General features: G+C 54.7%; 21 protein-coding genes and 1 pseudogene. 13 read left to right on the forward strand and 9 right to left on the reverse strand.

Features of this window, described 5'->3' with window-relative positions; genetic code table 11:
• Window positions 1–23: 23 nt before the first annotated feature.
• Window positions 24–407 (forward strand): VOC family protein, encoded by a 384-nt coding sequence (locus KTE_RS45375; protein WP_201391423.1) that lies wholly within the window; start codon window positions 24–26, stop codon window positions 405–407.
• A 121-nt stretch (window positions 408–528) separates the two neighbouring features.
• Here the strand turns inward: KTE_RS45375 and KTE_RS45380 are convergent, their stop codons facing one another.
• A complete protein-coding gene (locus KTE_RS45380) occupies window positions 529–1524 on the reverse strand; it encodes a phosphotransferase family protein (protein WP_201393926.1) in 996 nt (331 codons plus the stop codon).
• Between the two features lie 126 nt (window positions 1525–1650).
• Window positions 1651–2952, reverse strand: a complete 1302-nt coding sequence (locus KTE_RS45385) for a hypothetical protein (RefSeq protein WP_201393927.1) — start codon at window positions 2950–2952, stop codon at window positions 1651–1653.
• A gap of 131 nt (window positions 2953–3083) precedes the next feature.
• On the opposite strand from KTE_RS45385, the gene KTE_RS45390 reads away from it, so the two are divergent.
• The 5 genes from KTE_RS45390 (at window position 3084) to KTE_RS45410 (ending at window position 9930) form a co-directional block, all read left to right on the forward strand.
• Window positions 3084–4334: a citrate synthase family protein gene (locus tag KTE_RS45390; protein ID WP_201393928.1), complete on the forward strand. Its 1251-nt coding sequence runs from the start codon at window positions 3084–3086 to the stop codon at window positions 4332–4334.
• A 168-nt stretch (window positions 4335–4502) separates the two neighbouring features.
• Window positions 4503–5273, forward strand: coding sequence for a hypothetical protein (locus KTE_RS45395; RefSeq protein ID WP_201393929.1), 771 nt, complete (start codon window positions 4503–4505; stop codon window positions 5271–5273).
• Between the two features lie 621 nt (window positions 5274–5894).
• Entirely contained in the window at window positions 5895–6419 is a 525-nt protein-coding gene (locus tag KTE_RS45400) for a nucleotidyltransferase domain-containing protein (protein ID WP_374226889.1), read from the forward strand.
• Window positions 6416–8164 carry an ABC transporter ATP-binding protein gene (locus KTE_RS45405; RefSeq protein ID WP_236601021.1) on the forward strand — a complete coding sequence of 583 codons (1749 nt, stop codon included), beginning with the start codon at window positions 6416–6418 and terminating at the stop codon, window positions 8162–8164. The genes KTE_RS45400 and KTE_RS45405 overlap by 4 nt, the downstream gene beginning before the upstream one ends.
• On the forward strand, window positions 8161–9930 hold the full coding sequence (locus tag KTE_RS45410; protein WP_201393931.1) for an ABC transporter ATP-binding protein: 1770 nt from the start codon (window positions 8161–8163) through the stop codon (window positions 9928–9930). The genes KTE_RS45405 and KTE_RS45410 overlap by 4 nt, the downstream gene beginning before the upstream one ends.
• Window positions 9931–10347: 417 nt before the next feature.
• On the opposite strand, the gene KTE_RS45415 is transcribed toward KTE_RS45410, so the two are convergent.
• Window positions 10348–11286 carry a GNAT family N-acetyltransferase gene (locus KTE_RS45415; protein ID WP_201393932.1) on the reverse strand — a complete coding sequence of 313 codons (939 nt, stop codon included), beginning with the start codon at window positions 11284–11286 and terminating at the stop codon, window positions 10348–10350.
• A 395-nt stretch (window positions 11287–11681) separates the two neighbouring features.
• The gene (locus KTE_RS45420) at window positions 11682–12299 is read right to left on the reverse strand and encodes a GyrI-like domain-containing protein (protein WP_201393934.1); all 618 of its coding nucleotides are present in this window, start codon (window positions 12297–12299) and stop codon (window positions 11682–11684) included.
• Window positions 12300–12410: 111 nt separating this feature from the next.
• Here KTE_RS45420 and KTE_RS49195 point away from each other — a divergent pair.
• Window positions 12411–12557, forward strand: a pseudogene (locus KTE_RS49195) (ABC transporter permease subunit); the annotation flags it as partial.
• A 46-nt stretch (window positions 12558–12603) separates the two neighbouring features.
• Here KTE_RS49195 and KTE_RS45430 read toward each other — a convergent pair.
• The gene (locus KTE_RS45430; RefSeq protein ID WP_201393936.1) at window positions 12604–13845 is read right to left on the reverse strand and encodes a sugar MFS transporter; all 1242 of its coding nucleotides are present in this window, start codon (window positions 13843–13845) and stop codon (window positions 12604–12606) included.
• Window positions 13846–14286: 441 nt separating this feature from the next.
• Here KTE_RS45430 and KTE_RS45435 point away from each other — a divergent pair, with 441 nt between their 5' ends.
• Window positions 14287–14763: a DUF6194 family protein gene (locus tag KTE_RS45435; protein ID WP_201393943.1), complete on the forward strand. Its 477-nt coding sequence runs from the start codon at window positions 14287–14289 to the stop codon at window positions 14761–14763.
• Window positions 14764–14856: 93 nt separating this feature from the next.
• Window positions 14857–15060 carry a hypothetical protein gene (locus KTE_RS45440; RefSeq protein WP_201393945.1) on the forward strand — a complete coding sequence of 68 codons (204 nt, stop codon included), beginning with the start codon at window positions 14857–14859 and terminating at the stop codon, window positions 15058–15060.
• 750 nt (window positions 15061–15810) lie between these two features.
• Here the strand turns inward: KTE_RS45440 and KTE_RS45445 are convergent.
• Window positions 15811–16374, reverse strand: coding sequence for a GNAT family N-acetyltransferase (locus tag KTE_RS45445; RefSeq protein WP_201393947.1), 564 nt, complete (start codon window positions 16372–16374; stop codon window positions 15811–15813).
• 412 nt (window positions 16375–16786) lie between these two features.
• On the opposite strand from KTE_RS45445, the gene KTE_RS45450 reads away from it, so the two are divergent.
• Window positions 16787–17041: a hypothetical protein gene (locus tag KTE_RS45450; protein WP_201393949.1), complete on the forward strand. Its 255-nt coding sequence runs from the start codon at window positions 16787–16789 to the stop codon at window positions 17039–17041.
• A 157-nt stretch (window positions 17042–17198) separates the two neighbouring features.
• Window positions 17199–17888 (forward strand): extracellular solute-binding protein, encoded by a 690-nt coding sequence (locus tag KTE_RS45455; RefSeq protein ID WP_236601022.1) that lies wholly within the window; start codon window positions 17199–17201, stop codon window positions 17886–17888.
• An 86-nt stretch (window positions 17889–17974) separates the two neighbouring features.
• Here the strand turns inward: KTE_RS45455 and KTE_RS45460 are convergent, their stop codons facing one another.
• The gene (locus tag KTE_RS45460; protein ID WP_201393952.1) at window positions 17975–19618 is read right to left on the reverse strand and encodes an amidohydrolase family protein; all 1644 of its coding nucleotides are present in this window, start codon (window positions 19616–19618) and stop codon (window positions 17975–17977) included.
• A 189-nt stretch (window positions 19619–19807) separates the two neighbouring features.
• Between KTE_RS45460 and KTE_RS45465 the strand changes: the two genes are divergently transcribed.
• Window positions 19808–20230 carry a thioesterase family protein gene (locus tag KTE_RS45465; protein ID WP_201393954.1) on the forward strand — a complete coding sequence of 141 codons (423 nt, stop codon included), beginning with the start codon at window positions 19808–19810 and terminating at the stop codon, window positions 20228–20230.
• Between the two features lie 17 nt (window positions 20231–20247).
• A complete protein-coding gene (locus KTE_RS45470) occupies window positions 20248–20778 on the forward strand; it encodes a GNAT family N-acetyltransferase (protein WP_201393956.1) in 531 nt (176 codons plus the stop codon).
• Window positions 20779–20904: 126 nt separating this feature from the next.
• On the opposite strand, the gene KTE_RS45475 is transcribed toward KTE_RS45470, so the two are convergent.
• The gene (locus KTE_RS45475; RefSeq protein WP_201393958.1) at window positions 20905–22083 is read right to left on the reverse strand and encodes a DUF2330 domain-containing protein; all 1179 of its coding nucleotides are present in this window, start codon (window positions 22081–22083) and stop codon (window positions 20905–20907) included.
• A 151-nt stretch (window positions 22084–22234) separates the two neighbouring features.
• Window positions 22235–23044, reverse strand: coding sequence for a metallophosphoesterase family protein (locus KTE_RS45480; RefSeq protein ID WP_201393960.1), 810 nt, complete (start codon window positions 23042–23044; stop codon window positions 22235–22237).
• Window positions 23045–23076 lie beyond the last annotated feature (32 nt).

Consider the following 23076-nt stretch of genomic DNA (forward strand, 5'->3'; position numbering starts at 1 on the left):
CATTGAAGAAAGGATAATACCATATGGCCAATCTTGTTACCTGGTTCGAAATCCCCACAAGCGATATTGAACGCGCGAAAACTTTTTACCGTACGATCCTGGGAATTAAAGAGGAGCTGCGACAGGAGAATCTGGGCGGAGACATGCCCTATGCCTTTTTGCCGATGGAGCCAGGCGACGTCAGCGGCGCGCTGGTCCAGCACCCGAACTATAAACCCGGCGAGGGTCAGGGTGTATGTGTGTACCTTGTGGTCCATGGCGATTTAAACGACACACTGGCGAAGGTAGAGGAAGCAGGCGGTAGCGTGCTCATCCCCAAGATGCCACTCGGCGAGATGAGCCCCGGCTACATGGCTCAGATCACTGATAGCGAGAGCAACCGCATCGGCCTCTGGTCCGCAGAGTAAGCGCCCATGGCGGCGCAGATAGCCCGACGCTGCTAAAGCACGCGTCTACATATCATGGTACGAGATGTCCCGTTCATGATATGTAGACGCGTGCTTTAGCAGCGTCGGGCCACACATGGCTTCATGTTCCTGCTATAGAAAGAAAAGGTTCGATCCACTTGCGGAGCGTAAGGTCTCTCTGCCACCAGACCATGTCTGTGCGGTGTGCCCACTCCCAGATAGCGAGGCGCTCTTTGAGCATGTAGAGCGGGAAGCGAGCTTCAAAGCCAGGACGCGGCGGTTGGAGCTGGAGATAGGTCCTCAGGAAGATATGCGCCAGGTCCACCCTCTCTTGCGTCATGTAGTCGGCAATGGGGCGTGCGAGATCCTCTTCCGCATCGCCAAAGTGGCCATGCACATCAAAGACGCCACTGACGTGCCATTCGGCGTCCCGCTCTTCTACGACGACATTCCCCTCTTTATAATCTCCCATAACAAAGCGTGCCTGAAACGGCTCAGCAAGCGCGCGTTTGCCCTGTTCCACCAGAGTCTCTACCCAGAAGCTATCGGCCTCTGTAGTGAGAGTGGTTGCTTGCCGGGATAGGGAAAGTAGGCGATAGATCTCTCCTGTGATATATCCCGCATAGGAGGGATGAAAAGGCACGATGGTATCGTGCGTGGCGTCGTGTTCGCCTGGAGTGGGCCAGGTGAGGGCATACATCTGGGCCAGGGTTACGCCAAGGGCGGCGGCGATCTGCTGGCGCTGTTGATCGCTCAGTTGACGCCTGACAACTGGATCGATGAGGGCGAGTCCTGGCATACGCGGCATGAGGATATAGCTCCAGCCGAAAATATCTGTGTCAGGATCATGCCGGTAGGGCCAGGGAACGGGGACAGTGGTGTGTTCGTGCAGTTGCTGCATAAACCAGCGCTCCCGAACGAATTGCTCCGGCCACAAGGGCTTGCCACGCAGGACAAACTCGCCCTGAGTAGTCGTCAGAAAGATGTTCTGGCCAAAGTTTCCAAAGGGAACAGGCTCGGCCTGGAGCACGGTACCGAGCTGGAAGCGCGTCAGAGCTTCCTGTAACTGCTTATTAGCGATACTTCCAAGATGCTGTGTATATATCCTGGCTGGCATAGAGATGGGCTCCTTCCTCTTTACCCTCTAACTGCGTGGAGTGCATAGCCAGTGTTTAGTGTAGCACAATAACGCTACTGGCGTACGTGCCTACTGCTGAACAAGTGCCAGTAGCGTTATTGTTTATCAGCGGAAGTAGCGTGTGGCCAGCGGGGCCAGTTCTTCCCATTCTATGCTTGTCTGTCGCCCCTGGTCGAATTCTTGTGCTAGCAGGGCATGGAGCTGTTGTAGGCGCTCATCGTCTTTGGCGACATCTATCCCTAAGTGCTGGCGCAGCATAAAGATCAGGCCCGCGAGCCCACTCTCCTTGGTAAGTGAGACCTCAAGTGGTCTCCCAAGCAACTCGGGAACATTGAAGGGGGCGTACATCCACCAGAACTTGTTCAGGCCATCAGCATGGACGCCAGCGCGTGTCCTATGCGCGTCACGTCCATAGAGGGGATATTTAGGTGGAACTGGCTCGTTCATCTGGTCATAGAGCTCAACCAGCTCATTGAGTATCTTGAAGTCGGGCGCTTGTTCCTGAAAGTATCCCATGCCGCTCAGGTGGAGGAGAAGCATCTCAAGCGGCGCGTTGCCAGTGCGCTCGCCCTTCCCCAGTAGGGTGCCATTAATGACGCCGCAGCCCGCGCGAATGGCCGCCAGGCAGTTAGCCACGACCAGGCCGGTATCGTTATGGGGATGAAACTCCAGGTCGGTGGGCTGGAGTCCAAATGTGCGTATCTCCTGAAAGAGGCGGGGAATACTGCGGGGCAGAGCGACGTCCTCATAGGGCAAGCCCAGGCCCATGGTATCACAGAGGCGAAACTTGGGACGTAGATGTGGGGCATACGCCTGGCTGATCTCCAGTACTGCTTCGATAAAGGGTTTGATAAAGTCCATCGAGGCTCGTGTTGCATCCTCCAGGTGCAGGCGTGGGCGTATACCGGCGTCTAATGTAGTCTTGACCGCTTCCAGGTAGGTCTGGGCCGCCTGGTTTCTCCCTCCAGGTTTAAACTTGTGGAAGGTGTGGTAGTCGGAGGCAGAGGCAAGCATACCGGTCTCGCGAATGCCCAGGCTGCTGATTAAGGCCACGTCTTTGGTGGTGGCGCGAATCCAGGTTGTTGGTTCAACTGGCGCTCCTCCCTGGAACCGTTCTAGCGCTCCCTCCAATGCCTGACGATCTGAGGCGCGGTAGACAAAGAACTCGGCCTGGCGGATCGCGCCCGAGGCGCCGCTAAAGCGACAGAAGATATCGTAAATGTGCAGGCTCTGCTCCGTGGTCAGCGGAAGGCCGCCCTGCTGCCCATCACGATGCGTGGTTTCGGTGGTCCAGACCGCCTCGGGAAGCGTCGCGGGCCGCGTGGTCCAGGCGTAAGCTGGGAATGTATGGCGTGGAAAGCTCTCCTCAAAGTATTCAGGCTGAAGAGGCTCGGGAATTATTGGCATACAGAAACAGCTCCTTTGCTGTAAATTTTTTGGTGTAGATTACGTTTATGAATGACTATTCACCACTGTATATGATTGACATCAATGCCGTCAAGATTGATAATAAAATCAATATATAAAGGAGGGAGTATATGACGCAGACTCCATATTATGTGACTGCTCAGGAAGCGGCAGAGATGCTCCAGGTGCGTGTAGAGACTATTTATGCCTATGTGAGTCGGGGACTTTTGCGCTCGGAGCCGGGTAGTGGGAAACAGCGTGCGCGGCTCTACCGGGTAGAGGATGTGCAGCGCTTACAGGAGAAGAAGAGCTATCGGCAGGACCCTAGCAGTGCCGCCACGGGCGCGATGCACTGGGGAATGCCTGTATTGAAATCCGCGCTAACGCTGATTAGCGAAAATGGCGTCTATTATCGTGGAGAAAATGTTGTGCAATTGGCGCTGAGTGAGAGCATTGAGCGGGTGGCATCCCTGCTCTGGCATGGTGAGTCCGGACCAGGAGAGAGGTTTCTGCTTGAAAATACGCTACCCGTAGCGACCTATCTCCAGCAACTCCATCAGCTAGCGCAATCAACGCAGGCGCTACAACGCCTCTCCATCGCTTTAACCCTGGCGTCCGCCGACGATATAGCGGCCTATGATCTCGATCCCTCTCTCGAACAGAGTACGCAGATTGGCGCGCGCATCCTCTACCTCATGGCCTCTGTCCTGACGCAGGCTCCCCAAAACAACCTTGCGCTTGCTACCATGCTGCAACGCCGCTGGTGTCCTGAAGATGAGCGGACCACGCGCCTCTTCAACGCGGCCCTGATTCTGTGCGCGGACCACGAGTTAAACGCCTCATCCTTTGTCGCGCACGTCGTCGCTTCCGCTCAATCCTCCCTCTACCAGGTCGTAATTGCCGGGCTCGCCACACTCCAGGGCTTTCGCCATGGTGGAGTAACATGGCTGGTTGAGCGCTTTCTGCAAGAGGTCGAGGCACCCCAACAGGCGAACACAGTCATAACCGCCCGCTTGAAGCGTGGGGAACAAATCCCAGCCTTTGGACATAAGCTCTACCCCTCCGGCGACCCACGTGCCATCTTCCTGCTCGACCTGTTAAAACAGATGTACCCCGATGCGTCGAGCTTGCAATGCTCCCTGGCTATCATAGAAACCATGAGCCAGCTAACAGGGAAGCTCCCAACCCTTGATTTCGCCCTCGTTACCATGGCGCAAACACTAGAGCTGCCCCCTGATTCGGCGCTGGCGCTCTTTGCCCTGGGCCGCAGCGTTGGCTGGATCGCCCATGCCCTGGAACAATACGCCGACGGCCAGCTCATCCGCCCTCGAGCCCAATACACCGGCCTGCTACCGGATTCAAGTGCTATACAGAAGTATTAAGATCTACAGGCATACATATTTCTTGAGTTTGTCTCTTGTTTTATAAAAACAATATACCTTGACAGGACAACTTGCAGGGTTTAACCATTTGAAGTTCATCCTTTGTTTTTGCTTAGCTTAAATGACTTCAAATATCCTTAGGGCATTTAAGCTATAGGGGGAAACTCAATGAAATTCTCGGTTTGTTTGAAAGCCGTTGGCCTCGCGGCATTCGGCAGCCTGTTGGCGCTGTTGCTGGTGATTGGCACAGCGCATCCAGCATCGGCAGCCAGTGTCAGGTCAAGCAAGGCTATTCTACCCCAGCCCTGGGGCGATCATTACGGAGTCCCTTCTAGTGGGAATACCGGATCTGTTATTGACGCGACTGGACCTGTTATCAGCAGCCAGGGGGGTGTCATTACTGGTACTCGTCCCCCTTATAATCCTGGCAGCGTTGTCGTCTCTCCAGGCTATCCAACCTACCCGAGCCAGGTAGTGATGTATCCACACTATCCAACCCAGGTAGTAGTGTATCCACACTATCCAACTTACCCGAGCAACGTGGTAATCTACCCGCGTTATCCAACTTACCCAAGCAATGTGGTAATCTACCCCCGCTATCCGACCTATCCAAGCCAGGTAGTCGTATATCCGCGCTACCCAACTTACCCGAGCAACGTGGTAATCTATCCGCGCTACCCGACCTATCCAAGCCAGGTAGTCGTATATCCGCGTTACCCGAGCTACCCCCGCTACCCGAGCACAGGTAGCACTGGAACCGGTGGTTGGCCTGGCAGCACAGGTAGCACCGGAACTGGTGGTTGGCCTGGCAGCACAGGTAGCACTGGAACTGGTGGTTGGCCTGGCAGCACAGGTAGCACTGGAACTGGTGGTTATGGAGGTGGCGGTAGCGTTGGCCCGATCAGCTCTACCGTTCCCGGTAGCACCCAGATGCGGTAACTGTTCTTCTCACAGGACTGTTCAGAGCACTAAATTTGTTAAGAGGGAGAGGTTGTGTGGCCCAAGCAAAAGGTCCGGGCCACACAACCTCTCCCTCTTACTACTGGCGAGCCAGTGAGCCAGAATGGATGAATTTTGAAATGCCTTAAAAAATAAACGTGAAAACTTGACAAAATAGCAAACATACGTTACGCTCAATATACATAAATTTCCTCATGGAGGCCAAAAGCACGTATGCCTGACCACTACTAATGTACACTCATCCACGCTGCTGGTGAAAAAACAGGTAACCACTCTCTGCATCAAATAGCGCTGTCCTTTTCTGTGAAAAAGGGCAGTTAATAGAGATTTGACGCAGTATGTTAAGGTACTTGTCTGTGTGCATGTGTAGTCCTGGTGAGACAACGGTGCGAGGTCTATCTCCTTTTCAACCCTTTTCTCTCCACCCTTGTTACCAACTTGACTCTAGAGGCTTCTCCGCGCGTTCTTTCCACGCCTGCGCCTGCCCGCTCACCAGTATGCCTTCTAATGTGTAATTTATACATATTCATTTGAAAGGTGCAGAAAAGGAGAAGTCGTATGTCATCACTTGCAGGTCAGTTACAAGCCCCCCAGCCGCAAATGAGCGCAGAGGCCGTTGTTGAACTGATGCGGCTTTGTGAGCAGAATGGTATTGAGATCTTTGTTGATGGTGGCTGGGGTGTCGATGCGTTGCTGGGGAGACAAACGCGCCCACACGCGGACTTAGATATAGCTCTCCAGCACGAGGATGTCCCGAAGCTTCGCGCGCTGCTTGAGGCACGCGGTTATAAAGATGTCCCTCGTGATGATACGCGGGATTGCAACTTTGTGATGGGCGATGATGAGGGACACGAGGTAGATTTTCACTCCTACACGTTTGATGCTCACGGAAAACATGTCTTTGGTCTGGAGTACCCGTTGGCTTCCTTGACTGGCAGTGGGTCCATCCAGGGCTACCCCGTGAAATGTATCTCGCCTGAGTGGCTGGTGAAGTTTCATTCCGGCTACGAACTGGATGAGGATGACTATCACGATGTTTCGCTGCTATGTGATCACTTTGGCATTGCCCTGCCAGCCGAGTACGAGAGGTTTGTCCGCAATAAGCCTGAAAGGAAGCATTCGTGAGCCTTCAACCCTTCAAGCGCTATTTTAGTCTGTTCGCACGCTATCTCAAGCCCCAGTGGGGGAAAGCCTTGCTTATGTCAGTACTACTGCTCATCAGTATTGGCTTACAACTTTATAACCCAAAGCTGCTGGGCGACTTTATCAACGCGACGTTACAGCAGGGGCTTGGGCAGGGGCTTGCCTGGCTCGCGTTGCTGTACCTGCTTGTCTCGTTTCTTAACCAGGGGGCCTCAGTCGTCTCGGAGTACCTGTGTGAAAAGGTGGCCTGGACGGCGACCAACCAGCTCCGCGCCGATCTGCTGTTCCATGTCTTAACTCTCGACCAGGCTTTTCATAAGCAGCATACCCAGGGCGAGTTGCTTGAGCGCATAGATGGAGATGTCAACGATCTCTCGAACTTCTTCTCGAAGTTTGTGGTGCATATGTTCTTTCACCTTCTGCTCCTGCTAGGGCTGCTGGTCGTGCTGATCTCAATTGATTGGCGCCTGGGCGTTAGCATGGGAGGATACTGTCTGCTAGTTGTGGTGGCGCTGACCTGGATGCGCCGCCCATCGGTCGAGCGCTGGGTCGTAGCCCGGCAGGCCAGTGCGGAGTTCTTTGGCTTCCTGGGTGAGTCTCTGGCGGCAACGGAAGATATTCGTGCCAATGGTGGCATGAACTATGTATGGCGAAACTTCTATAACCGTTTCTATCGCTGGTATGCTACGACCTGCCATGCTGGCTGGTCGGGAGCCTCGCCCTGGATTATCTCACAGGCGCTCTTTGCTCTGGGAAGGGTCTTGGGGCTGGTCCTGGGCGCCTATCTCTGGAGTATCGGACTGGCCTCGCCCGGCACAGTCTACCTGATTTTTGTCTATAGCTCTCTGCTGATGCAGCCCCTGGACCAGGTGCAATGGCAGCTCCAGGATCTCAACAAATCCGAATCCTGCATCCGCCGTATCGAGGGGCTGTTCGCGACGCGCCAGGCTATCCAGGATGGACCCGGCACAAAGCCAGCCGCTGGAGCGCCCTCGGTGACCTTTGAGCATATCGCCTTTGGTTATAGCCCGGATGAGCCAGTGCTCAAGGACATGACCTTCCACCTGCCAGCCGGGCATGTCCTGGGCATTGTGGGGCGCACCGGCGGCGGAAAAACGACGGTCACGCGCCTGCTCTTTCGGATGTATGATCCGCAGTCCGGCATGATACGACTCAACAATGTGCCGCTCAGGGATATGCGCCTGGGCGAGCTGCGCCAGCGTGTCAGCCTGATTACGCAGGATGTGCAGCTCTTTAACGCCACGGTTCGCGACAACCTGACGTTTTTCAGGCGCGACATCACGGATGAGCATATCCTCTCGGTTTTGGAGGAGATCGGTCTTCTGCCCTGGTATGCCTCGCTTTCCCAGGGATTGGAGACCATGCTAGGCGCGAGTGGCGCTGGCCTCTCCGCTGGCGAGGCGCAATTGCTGGCCTTCGCGCGGGTGTTCTTAACCAATCCAGACCTGGTAGTGCTCGACGAGGCCTCTTCGCGCCTGGACCCTCTGACGCAGAAGCTTATGGAGCAGGGCATGGCGAAGCTTTTTGCCAACCGGACGGGTATTGTTGTTGCGCACCGCCTGGAGATGCTTCAGCGCGTCGATGATATCCTCGTGATCGAGAATGGTGAGGTCCTAGAGATGGGGTCACGGGCCGACCTGGTGCGGAATCCAGACTCACACTTTGTACGCTTGCTACAACACGTTGATGGAGCCATATACGCATGAAGACATATCAATTGCTCGGGGCTTTGACTCGTTACCGCCTTTTTTACAAAGTCAGGATGGTCATTGGCTCCTTTATCAATCATGGCACAATGGTGGTGTTTGGCTTGCTGCTCCAGCAGCTCTTCGATACGCTCTATCAGAAGCCACACTTTGATGCTGCCCTGGGGCTGCTCCTGGTGACCCTCTTTGGGCTTATCCTGGTTCAGATGGGTATTCAATTTATCGGCTTTGATAATACCTTGAAGGTGCATTACCCGGTGCGTGGCCTGCTGTGCTGCAACGTCATCGCGCAGATTTTTCAACTACCCGGTGCGCGGGCCGTCAATGTGACGCCAGGGGAGGCGCTCAATACTCTGCGCGATGACACGGAGATTGTGGCCGATGCGCCGGGTGTGGGCCTGCTTGGAGGCTGGCTCTTCGCCATTGTGGCCATCGTTATTCTCCTGCGCATCAATGCGTTAATCACGCTGCTGGTACTTGTGCCGCTCGCGCTTGTCATCGTCATCGCCCAGGCTTTGATGAAGAGTATGGAGAAGTATCGCGAGGCCAGCCGTAGCGCCACCGGCAAAGTCACGGGCTTGATCGGTGAGATTCTGGGCGCTACGCAGGCCATCCAGGTCGCGGGCGCCGAGCAGCCCGTCGTCGAGCACTTTCGCCAATTGAGTGATCAACGACTGGTGAAAATGCTGCGTGAGCGCCTGCAAAACGATAGCATCAACGCCGTACTTGGCAACGCGGTCGGCCTGGGAACGGGCCTGGTTCTCTTTCTCGCCGCTCTCAATGCCCATGTCGCACACCTGAGCATCGGTGATATTGCCCTCTTTATCTTCTATATCGACTATATCGCGGGCATCATCTCTGGGATTGGAGCGAGCCTGGGAAGCCTCGCGCAGGTCAGGATCTCCTTTGGGCGCTTACTGGCTTTGATGCAGGCTCAAGGGCAGGAGCGCAAACTGGTCGAACCTCATCCCGTCTCGCTCAAGAAAGAACCATTGCCGATTAATGAGATGGTCGTAAGCTCTCTTCAGGAGAGGTTGGAGCATATCACAGCTAACGATCTGACCTATCACTATCCAGGAGGTGCGGGAATCGAGGGCATCGACCTGAGTCTGGGGTGTGGAACGCTCACCGCCATTGTTGGGCGCGTTGGCTCGGGCAAGACGACCCTGGTACGCACGCTGCTGGGCCAGTTGCCCAGAGAGCGAGGCGAGATCCAGTGGAACGGGAAGCCCGTAGCCGACGCGGCGGCCTTCTTTGTCCCGCCACGCTCGGCCTATACGCCTCAGATCCCTCATCTCTTTAGCGACACCTTGCAGGCCAACATCCTGCTTGGCCAGGTCGAGGGACAGGCAGACATCCAGACAGCGCTCTCTCAAGCCGTGTTAGACCGTGATGTCGCGGATTTTTCCCAGGGCGTGCAGACGGAGATCGGCACGCGCGGTATGAAGCTCTCTGGTGGTCAGGTCCAGCGCACCGCCGCCGCGCGTATGCTGGCGCGCCCGGCTGAACTACTCGTCCTGGACGATCTCTCCAGCGCCCTGGACGTGGAGACCGAGAGCCTGCTCTGGCAGAGGCTCTTCGCCCGGCGCGAGCAGACCTACCTGGTCGTCACCCATCGCCAGGCAGTCCTGCGCCGCGCCGATCACATCCTTGTGCTCAAAGACGGCCAGCTTGAAGCCCAGGGAACCCTGGACCACTTGCTAGTGCACTCCGACGAGATGCGTGCCCTCTGGCACGATGAGCAGGATAAGCACGTTGGGGAGTGACTGGCATATCTGTTACATGAAGAAGGGATTTATCTATGTATGACAGAAAAAAGAGCAACCCCTGGCTGCGAGAAAATATTGAGCGCCTGTGCCGTGAGCCAGGAGCGAGACAGCTCCTCAATCTGGAGCGCCAGAATCTGCTGAGTATTGATCTGACCAATTCCGATCTAGCTGATATTCATCGATATTCTACCTGGCATCACTTGTGGAGGCCTACTTGCTCAAAGGCAGTGCCTTTACCTGGCCATCATCGCTGGTATCATTCCCACGCTGCGCGCTATTCCTCTCGTTCACCCCATGCGTATCTCACATATAGCATAACGAGAAATAAGAGATGGAAACATAGCCACCGCAGACGCTTTTACAGTTGAAAAGAGAAACTTTTTCTTGTCAGGAGTAACACCAAAAAGAAGGGAGCTACGCCAGATTGCGTCGATAGGAGATCTCTTCTTTTACTGTGCTAAATCCCAGCTTTCGATAGTCCGCGAGCGTCTCAGGAGCTTCTCCCCAGGCTTCGAGTTCGAGTACTGTTGACTGTTGGGGTAAGAGCCAGCCTATGACAGTCAGGAGGAGCTGAAGCGCCAGGTTGCCCTCACGGTACTGCGTAACAATGCCAGGGGCGTCAATAAGCGCGGTTCGGACTTCTCCTTCTTGTTCGCTCAATGTGGCACGACAGGTGCCAGCGATGGAGCCATCAGGCGCGAAGAGCAGAAATATGCCGGCGGGATTGAGGTGGGGGAGGAACCGGGCCACGTCCTCTTGCGTACATTGTAGATGGCCCCAATAGCCTTCATAACTGCGATTGAGCGCTTCCACATAGAGGTCTACGCGTCTGACCTGGTCGTAGCTGCGTATGGTAAAGCCCTGAGGGAGTACTGGAGTTGCAAAGGGCTGTATATCCGCCAGGCTCAGGCGTACATAGGTTGAAACAGGCTCAAACTTCTGGGCTTGAACAAAGAGGTTGGCACCTTCATTCTGAACGGGAACATAGGCACGGAATGCCTGCGAATCAAGTTCGTTAGCCCGTTCAAGTAGATACGCCAGAAGTTGGCTTCCGATACCTTGTCGCCTCCATAAGGGATGAACGTAAATGGAGAGATCAGCATTAGGGTCATTGGGTGTCTTTTGCAGCAATCCATATCCAACCAGGGAGGTACTATCTGGAAGAGCGACGACCCAATTGTTGAGTGCTGGATCTTGACCAGACCAGGTGAGCTGTTCGCGCAAGAAGTCCTCGCTTACCTGCTCGCCAGTCTGGTCAGCCTGCTCAACTTCCTGGAGCAGCTTGACCAGGGCAATCAGATCATCCTGAAGATTGAGTTTACGATAGATCAGTGAGCTAGCAGCTTGCTGCATTAAAAGTCGTCCTCTCTCTAAAAACATGCGAAATCGCCAACTTCTATAGAGATACGTTCCACAATAGCGCTAACTCACAAATCGAGCCAGGATCTGCTGTTCTCACCCGTTGTTCAGTTCACGATTGCAATGGCGAAGCCTCCCCATGCGCGCTCCTTACCCGTCTTTTTCCCAAGAGTGTGTTGCTCAACAAGTGAGAGTCCACAAGGCTGAAGGAGCTCGGCAAGGCGCTCCCTTGTCGGAGGCAGGCTTTCAATCCCGAATTTCAGCGGCTCGCCAGCAGCTCTGGTGGCTATTCTTGCGTCTCAAACTGCATCATCTTTATCCTCACGTCACCAATCATCGAGATTGACCATTCTTTGTCTGGAATATCCATCACCGTTCTGGAATGGTTCTTATCCAAAAGGTTGGCGGATCACCGTGCGCATCTTGTTTGGGGCAACTCTCCGCAGATCGTTTAGATAGATCTCGTGATGTTTCCCACGAAAGGTATATCCCTGTTCCTCCAGAAAACGGTGAAGCTTCTCGATCGTTGGCCCTTCATCTGCAAATGGACCAATATGCATGATCTGGGCCGCTGTTCCCTCGGAGAAGTGCTCCAGACGTATCTTCTCCAGCGCGCGCAGATTCTTCTTTCGCTGTGCCTGTCTGCATGCTTCAGCAAACCATTCCTCAGTCACACAATCTGGCTGCATCATCATCATCGTCCATTGCCAGTCTTCACGTGGAGCATCCCTGCCACCATCAGCCCACCAGAGTCCCTCAAGCGGCATCACTGCATAGTCAATGGCCGCTTCTTTCTTGAGCAAGAACTTGGTGGTATAGGCAACCGTATAGAGTGCCTCAATTGCATCTTTGTACTCCTGTGCCGTATTGGGATCACCTTTCCCATCCAGCATCAGAAACTGCATTGCAGGAACCTCTACGATCACGACCTCCTGTACAGGAGGGGTATAGAGGTGTTTCAAATCTGTTTTGAGATCCAGTTTTATTGGCTCAATGCTTCTATTCATACATTCCTACTTTCTGTGTGTTCTTTTCGCCCAAAAAGCGAGATGGACGCGCCTTCCCTGCCGCTGCTCGCCTAGTATCTCTTCCCTACCAATTTCGATCTGGACTGCCCACTAGGAGCGGGAAATACGGCCCTGATCTTCTTTGCCGGGCTGAATAGTAGTATTCCGCAGACACTCTATGAAGCGGCACGCATTGATGGTGCCAACCGGTTGACGTCGTTTCTGCGCATTACCTTCCCTCTTCTTTCTCCGGTCATCAGCCTGTAAGAACTGTCTCCCTGTCAGATCGAGGTGGGTTTGTTCTCTAGTGCACTCGATTCTCTGCCGATGATATCTTAACTGCCTCCCCACGCGCATCATGCCGACCAAGCCTCCACCAGATGCTGAGCATGATTCCTGTGAGACCAAGCAGATACAGAGGAACTGTCCAGAAGCCAATCTGCTGAATTAGTGCGCCTGCCGATAAAGGAAGAAGCGAGACGCCAACAATATTCATCGTCATCATCAAGCTTAATGATCTTACGAGAAGAGGCTTTTCCACCAGATGAGGAACCAGAGAAATTACCGTTGGATAGATGGGACCCTCACTCAAGCCAACGAGCAGGCTGAAAACCACCACGCCTGTTCCTCCTGGAAGAAGCCAGAACAACACTAATCCCAGGGTAATACCACCAAGACAAGCAAAGATCAGATTGGTCCTGCTGAGATGGAAACGTTCGGCAAGGGCATGCAAGAAGAGGCGTGCAAAGAGCAGGCTGATCCAGAAACCACTCATCAGTATGCTTGCAAAAGACGGGGTGAGATGTCGCTCGTTAAGTGCAAAACTGTATAACCAACTACTCAAAACACCGTGCAGGCCTGCCTGGGATGCGATAAACACTCCAATGAGCCACACCTGTGGGCTCGCGAGTGTCGCCAACCACAACATGTGCCCTTGCTTCTGGATGCTTCGAGCATCACTTACTACATGCGAGGTATTGGCAGCTATCCTGGGGAGGTGTCTTGCCAAACCGCAGAGCAGCAAAAGCGGCAAACACAACCCACCAAGAAGGAAAAAGATACTGTTCCATCTCCAGTGAGTGGTCAGCAGGATACCCGCAGTCAGAGGACCTATGAGCCCTCCAATCCCAAAACCCGCCTGACTCAGGTTGAGCCAGGTAGCACTGCGGGGAAATTGAGCCATCATAGTGGTAAAACTGGTATCCAGAAGCCCAGTTCCCAGGCCAATGAGCCCATAGGCTCCAATTGCTATTAGTAAAGGAGGCATCATCCCCAGGATGAAGGTATTCAGAAGCAAGATCAGCGCTCCGAGGATCATCACATGGTAGATACTCCATTTTTCGATCATCTGACCACTACTCAACACGGCGCACACATATCCCAGAGCGCTTGCTACAAAAAATGGTCCGACGGTTGCCGGAGTTAAATGGTAAAAGACCATGAGATCAGGCAGGATGATTCCCCATGCTCCTGATTGGAAACCAAACAAAAATAATCCCAGAAAAGCAGAGCCAATCAGAAGTCGCTGGGGAGGAGAAAGTGACATTCCAGTTCCTTTCATTATCTACAGAAAGAGCAGGGCTAAGAAATAGAAGTATAGATTAAAAGAGGTGGTTTTTATATGGTATAAGAGGGTCAGTTCTTGACATCAAGCACTGGAGCACGCTTTTTTCTCTAGAAGGGAAGGATCAGGATACTTATGAAGAGAGTGAATTTCAAAGCAATTGTTTATCACTCCAGGTGACTACAATCGATGGTAGCTGTTTAGGAGCGACACCAACAGTCATGTAAAACCTTCAAGTTGCTTTAGAGGCTTCTTCAGATTTTCCTTCTGCTCTCTACTATGTGATCTAGCAGCTGGAGCTTGAATATGTCACTGTCGGTATCCATCGCAAACGCTATGCGTTGTCTGAGTCTCCAATTGGGCATGAGTGTTGTACAGTAGAGATGTGATCAAAGCAACGTAGTCAGGAAAGGACCAATACTCATGAATGAATCTGAGATCAGCCAGTATATCATTGGGACATTTGAGGGCGTAGATGTGGTGGTCGCTTCGGGCGACAGCTTCTTCTTCTACAACCCAGATAGTAACGTACCGCCGGATCACAGGTTTCCGTTTGTGACACTTGTGACCAGCGATATTAATGACCAGTTCTCTAACCTCAACCGCCCGTCGGTCTTTCGCTTGAATATCGGCATTAGCAAGCAGACGTTTCGCTCGCTCTTTGGCGAACCCTCGTATCCTTCCGGCAGAGACAGCGCGGCGATCAGCGGCGAAAACTCTAGCGACTACGACTTCACTGCCCTGGATCAAATAATGCCTCACCCTGTGTATGGCCGAATGTTATGGGTGTGCGTGCTTAACCCGAGTGAGGAGACGTTTGAAACGAAAGTGCGGCAGCTTCTGGCCGAGGCGTATGACCTGGCAGTGAGCAAGTACAAGAGACGGGTAGCTCGCGGGTAGGCTCCAACCGGAGAAGATGAAACCATATGAGGTAGGCCCAGGAGTGCGCCTGTTTGCTTATCGAGGAGTTGCTTAAAGAGCCGTACTTGAGTAGTGGTACGAGGGGTAAGCGGCCTGCGTCCAGCAGTGGCACTGTTGGGGGTGGGAAGCCCGCTGACAATGTACCGGATGGGTCTAGCCAAAAGAGCCATCGGGCTACCCCTGCGATCTATGCTGACGAATGGGGCATTGCCCCGTGAAGGAACCTGCGTAAGTGTCGTTACGCGCCGCCAGGGGGAAATGGCTGATACCCCCTAGCCAAAATGGCATGGCGGCTGGCCCATCGGATTCCTAGTCCGATGAGTGCTACTTCATAGTCCGCCCGGCGTAAAGCAGGCAGCTACGGATTGCTATCACTTCTCGATGGGCGCATCAGGGAACGCTCACACCGCCAGTGCTCGTAAGAGCCGCGAGAATGCCAGCGGGCGGGAGAGCGGACGGAGGCGGCGTAGTAGCCAAATGCCTTCCTGTAATGGGAAGGATAAGGTGAAGGTCCGCCAGGGTAAGTCTTCGAAAAACGGAATAAACAGATGAAGGGAGGAATGCAGATGACGAGAGGCTAGACCTCTTGGTGCACCTCCCCATGGGTTTCCATGAATCTGCTCTCCGTGAGTACTTGGACCCAACTGGAAAGCGCAGTGCGGTGAAAGTCGCACGCTGCGTTTGGAGCGGGGGAAAGGCCATGAGGCCCTACCTATCGCTACTACATGTATAAATCTATCACTCACTATGAGCGATCTTTACACGTATCCTGGGCTTACTGACAATTGGTAAATGATGTGAAGAGTGAGCAGGTTTTGGCCTCAAGGGTTGGCATTTGCCCCGAAGGTTGAGCAGTACAACCATTGATCGGAGGAGGAAGCGCCTCTGAAGCCATTTGCAGTGCGCCGTTTTTGTAAATTCGCGGTGATAAGAGAGGTCTTGTCGCCCCTAAGAGGGAAAATGATAATTACTACCAGCAGTATGGTTCATACTTTTGGTTCATTGTCCAGGCTATCAAGGGGGATTTTATCCGTCCACGTTGTTGGTATTGATGAGCCCAAATATTCTTTCGTCAACGAACTGGTTGTTCGCATATTGACGATCGCGGAGGCGTCCCTCTTCCTGAAAGCCGAGCTTTTCGAGCAGGCGTGTGGAGGCGAGATTGGGATACGCAACCTGAGCTTCAATGCGATGCAAATGGATGTGTTCGAAGCCGAACTGAATAATCGCGGTCAAGGCCTCTGTCATGATCCCTTTATTCCAGTAGTGTTTTGAGAGAATATAGCTCAGGGCTGCATTTCGATTATCGGCATCCCATGAATATCCACAGTTGCCGATGACCCTGTTCTCTCCCTTCAATATGATGCCCCAGCGTAGTGCTTCATGTTGAGCAAAGCGCCTTCGATGACGTTCAATACTCTTTTCCGCTTGTTCTAGCTGTGTCATCGGAGCTGGATCGTAGTAGCGCATAGTCTCTTCATCGGACAGAAAGAGGAAGGAATCCTGCGCATCCGTTGCTGCAAGTTGCCGTAAGATCAGGCGTTCTGTTTCTAAGGTCGGAAAGGTGTGCAGGTGGATATTTAAGCCCATGATGATTATACTCTCCTCAAGTGTATTTTTCGATAGAAACATGCGAATATTATATACTATCCTTTTGATTTATTTGGGAATTATTCGTTGAAAGAGGGTCTATGTGGGATGGTACAAGGATTCGTACAAAAATGGGCCATTTGTTGACAAAGGTTCGTCACTCCCTCCTGATCTACAGCGGAGATCATTGCATTGATACACTTCTAGCCATACTGGGGGATCGAGTATTAGCGGAACGAAAAACAATGTTAAGACTTTTTCGAGCTTAAAACTGTGAACTGAAAATCCTTAGCGTTGTTTTCCGGTCGGCTCATATGCACGGGGCCGGTTCCGGTTATGGCGCTCTGTGCGAAAACCTGCCGGAACAGCAGAGCCTTGGAGAGTTCCTCCAAAGTGCAGAGGGCATCACCAGGTGCAAAGCGGATTTGGCGCTGCAGAGCCAAGCTGTTCCCCCCTCATCGTCGTCAAGGTCGAACTCGTCGTCAGCCATAACGAGCGCACCGAGGGCTGCACCTTCGGTAGCCCGCGCGGTGACCAAGGCGGTGGTCTTGACTTCAGCTACGTCTTGCCTCTTGCCCACGAGGTCGTTGCCCAGCACAACTCGACGTTGGCCTGGGCAACCCCGATGGCCATTGTCCCCGATACATGTCGCGCTTTTCGTCCATAGTTGTCCGGTGACTGGCGCAATGGCGGGACGGTCCTCACCCCATGATGCCCTCGCGCCCGCTTAGGCCCCCGCGGAGGACCCGGTGGCGTGTAACTCGCCCTCGCCCCTTGATGCCTCGACCAGGTGCACCACAGCCCACTCGTTCATCAGCAAGAAGATGAATAAAACGGACGCGAAGGGAAACTATACCGAACTAGGCCTGATCCCCTGGTCGGGTCAGGGGTTCCACGCTACCTGGGGCCTGGATTTCTCGGCCAAGTTCTTCAACGATAAGACTTGCCAGGTGACACCAACCGAGCCAGGTTTCGAAACGGCGTTCAAGTATTTTCAGCAATGGTCCAGAGAGTTGGATTATAACAAGGTTGATACGTTTTTAGCTACCTATCAGCCACCCAATGCACCCCCCAGCCAGACGCCACTGTTTACCGGTCACCTGGGTATGTCGATTGATGGCAACTGGACACTATCAAGCATTCAGCAGTACGCTCCCAAGCTGAATTATGGCATCACTTACTTGCCGGTGCTACATAAAGGAGACGCCCCCTTTACCTGGTCGGGAGGCTTCTCGCTGGTGATGCCACAGGGCGCGCATAACACAGGCGCCGGATGGAAGTTCATGAAATTTATGACGGGTCCAGAGGGGCAAGCTATCTACACAAAAGTAACAAGCCATCTCCTTTCTGAGAGCCGCCCACCGCTTCCGATAGGAGCTCAATACTTGGATGCAATGGATGCGGCACAGTCTTCGATCCTGTTAGGAACGTCGACGGTTGATCAAGCGTTGCAGCAGGTATACCAGCGTTTGCAGCCTCAGATGGACCAATATTGCCCTTTTAAACTGGATTAGACCCGTCCCCAGCTCAAGGAGTTGCAATAAGATAGGGGATGTGGAGTGTGCTGGCTGCCTGCGGCAGCCAGCACACTCCACATCCCCTATTTGGCCCCGCTACCTCTCACGAAGTGGCCGGGGGTCGCTCCGGTGTGCTGGCTGTCGCGGATGACGCGTGTGCCGTTGACCCAGACGTCGCGCACGCCGGTGGAGAGCTGGTGGGCATCCTCGAAGGTAGCGCGGTCGGCGATGGTCTGGGAATCAAAGAGGACCACATCGGCGTAGTAGCCGGGGAGGAGCAGTCCTCGATCTCTTAAGCCCAGGCGAGCGGCGACGGACCCGCTCATCTTGCGAATGGCTTCTTCCAGGGTCAGGTGCCGCTCCTCGCGCACATATTTGGCCAGGACGCGGGGATAGGTACCGTAGGCGCGTGGATGCGTGGGACCGTGCGGTCTCGCCCAGGCGGGATCGACGCCGCCCGCGTCCGTGGAGATCTTCACCCAGGGCTGGCGCAGGCCGAGTGCCACATTGGCCTCGTCCATACTAAAGTAGATGGTGAAGATACGCTGCTGCTCTGAGATCAAGAGATCGATCACGGCATCGATCCAGTGCTGACCGCGCATCTCGGCGATCTCTGAGAGGCGTTTCCCCACATATTGCTGGTTCTCGGGCCGCTCGAAGCCGATGGGCATGACGCCCTCGGGACCTATGCCGTGTGCCAGGGCCTCCCACTCGCCCGAGGGGGCAAGCACCTCGGCGCGCACCTGCTCGCGTACAGCGGGATCGCTGAGCCGCTGGTACATCGAGCCACCCTCGGCCAGCCAGGGTGGAAGCACCGAACTCAGACCGGTTCCCGAGCCGGGATAGGGATACATATCCGCCGTCACATCGATGCCAGCCTCGCGTGCGCGCTGGATACTTTCAATGGCGAGTTGCATCTTCTGCCAGTTGTGGCTGCCACTGGCCTTGAGGTGATAGATCTCGACGGGCACGTTGGCCTCCCGCCCAATGGTAATGGCCTCCTCGATGGCCTCTAGTAGTTGCTCGCCCTCGGAGCGCAGGTGCGTGACATAGATCCCACCGTATAGCCCGGCGACCTTTGCGACCTCGATCAACTCCTCGGTCGAGGTATACGTATCGGGGGGATAGATCAGGGCGTAGGAGACGCCAAAGGCCCCATCCTCCATAGCCTCAGCCATCACGCGGCGCATACGCTCCAGCTCATCCTGCGTAGGATCGCCCATGCGCAGGCCCATGACATACTCGCGCAGCGTGCCGCCGCCCAGGAATGATCCCACATTGGGGGAGACGCCGCGCTCAACCATCGCCTCAAGCCAGTGGCGAAAGCGCGTCCAGCCCTTTGCCGGTTCGATCCATTCGCGTACCAATTCACGCTCCTGCGGCGAGAGATCGACGAAGCTATCCGTAATCTGGCCTCCCACGGGCGCCGGGGACCAGCCTTCGCCCATTACCTCTAACGTGACTCCTTGCGTGATCTTGGAGAGGTCGCGTGGATCGCGCATAAGCGGCACATGCGAGTGGCTCAGGATATCGATAAAGCCAGGACTGACCACCAGCCCCTCCGCGTTGACGACCTCACGCGCCCTCGCGGGCGAAATATGGCCGGGAGGCGCGATCTCTTGAATGCGCTCCCCAGTGATTGCCACATCACCATAGAACCACGGATTCCCCGTGCCATCAACGACCTTAGCCCCGCGAATCAGGATATCTATGCCGTCTGTGCTCATATGTCTCCTCCGCGCTTTTCTCTCTATTGTAGCATCTAGAGGCTCGCTCCTGGTGTACGCGGCTACTTACATAGTCTTACAGTAGCCGCGTACGCCAGTAGCGGGCCACCGCAAATATGCTATGATGTGCTTATACTTTGCCTATGGTTGCTTATTTGCTCTGTTTGGGGGCTAGAGGAGAGAGTTATTATGCCACGAGTGAGCGTCCAGGTTCGCGTGCCCTTTCCCGATGTTGATAGTTCGAGGCGCATCCATTTTACGGCCATGCTGCGCTATTTTGAGGTCGCTGAACATGAGTTGATGCGCGCAATTGGTTTCCCCTATGCGACTGCGCTATGGGGCGTGGCCTTCCCTCGGGTCCATGTGGCCTGCGATTTTCGTGGGGCGGTGCGCTATGATGACCTCCTGAGCGTAGAGGCGCGAGTGGCACACGTGGGACGTAGCTCGTGGAAAGTGGCCTTTACCGCGCGCGTGCTGCAAGAGGTCGCCTCGGAGCTACAGGTAGGCGATGTTGTGGCCGAGGGGGAGATCGCGATTGTGTGTATGAATCCAAAGAGCGAGCGCGCCCAGCCTCTCCCCGAGGAGCTACGCCAGGCGCTTGAGAGGGAGTAATAAAGGAGGGAACCTGTGTGGCTCAGCCCGAAGAGCAATTAGAGCTAGTGAAGCCGGATGTCAAGTATGCGCAGGCCTACCTGGCGATGATCGATGCTCATTTTGCCAGCGGCGAGGAGTATAACTATAACAATATGTGGCTGGCACGCGAAGACTTTGCCGCCTTTGTACGTGAACTGGAGGATGAGGCCCAGGGCATCGACTTGCTCGCTGGCCTACCCAGGCAACAGACCTATTTTCTGCTCAAGGATGGCGTGCAGATCATCGGCGAGATCCGCTTCCGCCCGCACCTGGAGGAGCCTTACGAGAAGCTTAATGGGCATGTCGGCTACAATATTCATCCTGCTTACCGAGGGCGAGGGTATGGCACGCGCCAGCTAGCCTTGCTCCTAGAGGAGGCGCGCCAACTGGCTTTGCCTGGCGTCTCCATGACGGTTGAAGACGAGAATCCCTCCTCTGTGCGCGTGATCCAGAAGAATGGTGGTCGCCTGCTGCGCGTGGTGGAGAATCCCCCTCGCTTCGCATTGAAGAGGAGAATGGGGAACTAGTGGTGAAGGACACCACCAACGAGGGCGAGCGTTGCGCCCTCTGGTGGATTGACCTTTAAACGCTACTAAAGTACGCGTCTACATATCCAGACGGGGCATCTCGTCCTTGATATGTAGACGCGTACTTTAGTAGCGTCGTGCAGCTTTGTAGCGCCTGCGGAGCCAGATCGCACCCGCGACAATGCCTAGCAAGGGGACGCCCACGACGCCACCTACGCAGGCCGCGCTTTTCACATAGGTGAGTGTGCAGTCGGGTGGTGGCGAGCTATAATTCAGGCTGATATAGGGACTGACGGGGTTGAGGTTGGCTTTGGGCGCCAGGATGGGATCGATCTGCATGTGATCAGGGGTGAAGCTGGTATAGAAACGCGTAAGGTAGGCGTTCTGGGGCATTTCTTTGAGGTAACTACCCAGCGCGTATGGGCCGACTGGTTGGGCGTACTCAGTGACAAAGCCATAGCCCCCTGCCTTCTGAATGGCGGTGTCTATAAGCTGGTAGTAGTTTGCGCCAGGATTAGGTGTGGAAGTGATTTGATCCTGGTCGATATGGATGTCCTGGTAGTTCTGGGGCGCGAAACGCTCGTTTGCCAGGATCGAGACCTCCATATTCATCCGCGTATTGATGTCGGTGGCCGCCAGGCGAATAGGGATCATAACCTGTTTCATGACCATGGGGAAGGTGATCTTGACAGGCGCGATACTGGTCGTGTCCGCCTTGGCCTGAAGCCTCATGGCAAGGAAATACATGTTCTTCGCCACATAGGGCTGGATAAACTGCTGCGTGCTGGCCGGTACCGCGTACTGGTGAGCTTGTAGCCAACTGGTAAGCGCCCCGGCGTCACCCGATTTAATCACATCGTAGGCGAAAGGGCCAACCGCTCCACTGCCATAGACGTTGACGTTGGAGCTACTCGTCGTATTAGGCGCGCCTGCTCCCATGCCGCTATAGTGTGGCCGTGTTATATCCGCGTAATCGCAGGTGCGGGCAGCAGGTACGACAAACCTGGGAGCAGTAAGCTGCTCCAGCGAGGTGAAGAGGGCTTGCGGCGCCTGGTCTACCGTGGGTACAACGGGTACAGGAAGCACCCAGGCGAAATCCTGGGCCTTCCCTTGATAGCGTATCTGCTCATATAGGGTCGTGCTATGCGCGCCAACAGTAATCAGGAGCCTCTCCGTATCCTGGCTGACCCTTGCCTGGTCTGTACTGGCAAAGAGCCCGCCGCACGCGAGCGCGGAGGCTGGCAGGAGCAGCAGGCAGCACAGTGCGAGCGAGAGGGGCGCGAGGAGTCGTATGAATTTCAGCATAGTTTAGAATGCAGAATCCTTTCTATGGGCCAATCGGTAATCTGTAGGGTCCAAGCTGGCTTGGACTCCGAGCGAAGCGACCTCCCGGCGTCTGGGTGTCGGCTTGCGGGCCTCGGAGTCCATGCTAGCAGGACCCTACAATATGGAGGTCTCATGAAAAGAGACGCTGCTGCAGGGCTTTTTGTTCCTCATGGGGGGTGGTTTCAGAGATATGTTGTGCCTGGAAGATCTGGCGATCCGGTAGGCGTACCGCTGTCAGTGTGCCGCTGCGATAGGCTCCTGTGTCGACGCAGATCTTGTTTGGCTCGACTAGTGGTCTCGCTAGCTTCCAGTGACCAAAGACGACGAGCTTGCCCCAATCATAATTGCTTTTCAGGAAGCCCCTTGGCCCCCACATCTTACGCGCGGCGGGCGTCTCCTCGAAGGGCTTGCCTGGCAGGACTCCAGCGTGGACGTAGTAGGCGAACTCGTCCTCATACTCCAGGCGAGTTTCCTCCAGCCAGTAGCCTATCTCGGCGGGCATATGTCTCCTGTTGGCCCTCCAGAGGCGGCGTGCGCTCTTCATGTTGGGGGCGCCAAGAAACTCTGAGCCATTCCAGCACTCCAGCCAGGCGTCCTCATGATTGCCCCGGAGAAAGACGCACGAGGGATGCAGGCGCTGGAGCCTCCGCAACGCTCGTATGGTGGCGAGGGAATCCTCGCCCTTATCCAGATAATCCCCCAAAAAGACCAGTGTGTCCTGTGGATGCAGGGGCAGGATTTGCAATAAACGCATGAGGAGCGTAATTTCTCCATGCACATCGCCGATGGCATAGGTCACAGGGGGCGCGCCCAGGTCGTTCCGCTCAGCCCTAAACAGGGCCTCTTCCACCGAGGGATAGGTACGTTCTCTTACAGGTGACAGGAAGCCTGTCACCCTGAGTGCCAGGGTCTTCAGTTTTCGCGAAATAGAATCTATCACAGTGAATTAAATCAATGCTTAACGTGGGTAAG

The sequence above is a fragment of the Ktedonobacter sp. SOSP1-85 genome, assembly GCF_016587415.1.
GTDB lineage: Bacteria > Chloroflexota > Ktedonobacteria > Ktedonobacterales > Ktedonobacteraceae > Ktedonobacter.

Excerpts from the sequence above, each read along its gene's own strand:
- KTE_RS45375 (WP_201391423.1), top strand. The coding sequence starts at position 24 with ATGGCCAATCTTGTTACCTGGTTCGAAATCCCCACAAGCGATATTGAA.
- KTE_RS45380 (WP_201393926.1), bottom strand. The coding sequence starts at position 1,524 with ATGCCAGCCAGGATATATACACAGCATCTTGGAAGTATCGCTAATAAG.
- KTE_RS45385 (WP_201393927.1), bottom strand. The coding sequence starts at position 2,952 with ATGCCAATAATTCCCGAGCCTCTTCAGCCTGAATACTTTGAGGAGAGC.
- KTE_RS45390 (WP_201393928.1), top strand. The coding sequence starts at position 3,084 with ATGACGCAGACTCCATATTATGTGACTGCTCAGGAAGCGGCAGAGATG.
- KTE_RS45395 (WP_201393929.1), top strand. The coding sequence starts at position 4,503 with ATGAAATTCTCGGTTTGTTTGAAAGCCGTTGGCCTCGCGGCATTCGGC.
- KTE_RS45400 (WP_374226889.1), top strand. The coding sequence starts at position 5,895 with ATGAGCGCAGAGGCCGTTGTTGAACTGATGCGGCTTTGTGAGCAGAAT.
- KTE_RS45410 (WP_201393931.1), top strand. The coding sequence starts at position 8,161 with ATGAAGACATATCAATTGCTCGGGGCTTTGACTCGTTACCGCCTTTTT.
- KTE_RS45415 (WP_201393932.1), bottom strand. The coding sequence starts at position 11,286 with ATGCAGCAAGCTGCTAGCTCACTGATCTATCGTAAACTCAATCTTCAG.
- KTE_RS45420 (WP_201393934.1), bottom strand. The coding sequence starts at position 12,299 with ATGAATAGAAGCATTGAGCCAATAAAACTGGATCTCAAAACAGATTTG.
- KTE_RS45430 (WP_201393936.1), bottom strand. The coding sequence starts at position 13,845 with ATGTCACTTTCTCCTCCCCAGCGACTTCTGATTGGCTCTGCTTTTCTG.
- KTE_RS45435 (WP_201393943.1), top strand. The coding sequence starts at position 14,287 with ATGAATGAATCTGAGATCAGCCAGTATATCATTGGGACATTTGAGGGC.
- KTE_RS45445 (WP_201393947.1), bottom strand. The coding sequence starts at position 16,374 with ATGGGCTTAAATATCCACCTGCACACCTTTCCGACCTTAGAAACAGAA.
- KTE_RS45455 (WP_236601022.1), top strand. The coding sequence starts at position 17,199 with ATGAATAAAACGGACGCGAAGGGAAACTATACCGAACTAGGCCTGATC.
- KTE_RS45460 (WP_201393952.1), bottom strand. The coding sequence starts at position 19,618 with ATGAGCACAGACGGCATAGATATCCTGATTCGCGGGGCTAAGGTCGTT.
- KTE_RS45465 (WP_201393954.1), top strand. The coding sequence starts at position 19,808 with ATGCCACGAGTGAGCGTCCAGGTTCGCGTGCCCTTTCCCGATGTTGAT.
- KTE_RS45475 (WP_201393958.1), bottom strand. The coding sequence starts at position 22,083 with ATGCTGAAATTCATACGACTCCTCGCGCCCCTCTCGCTCGCACTGTGC.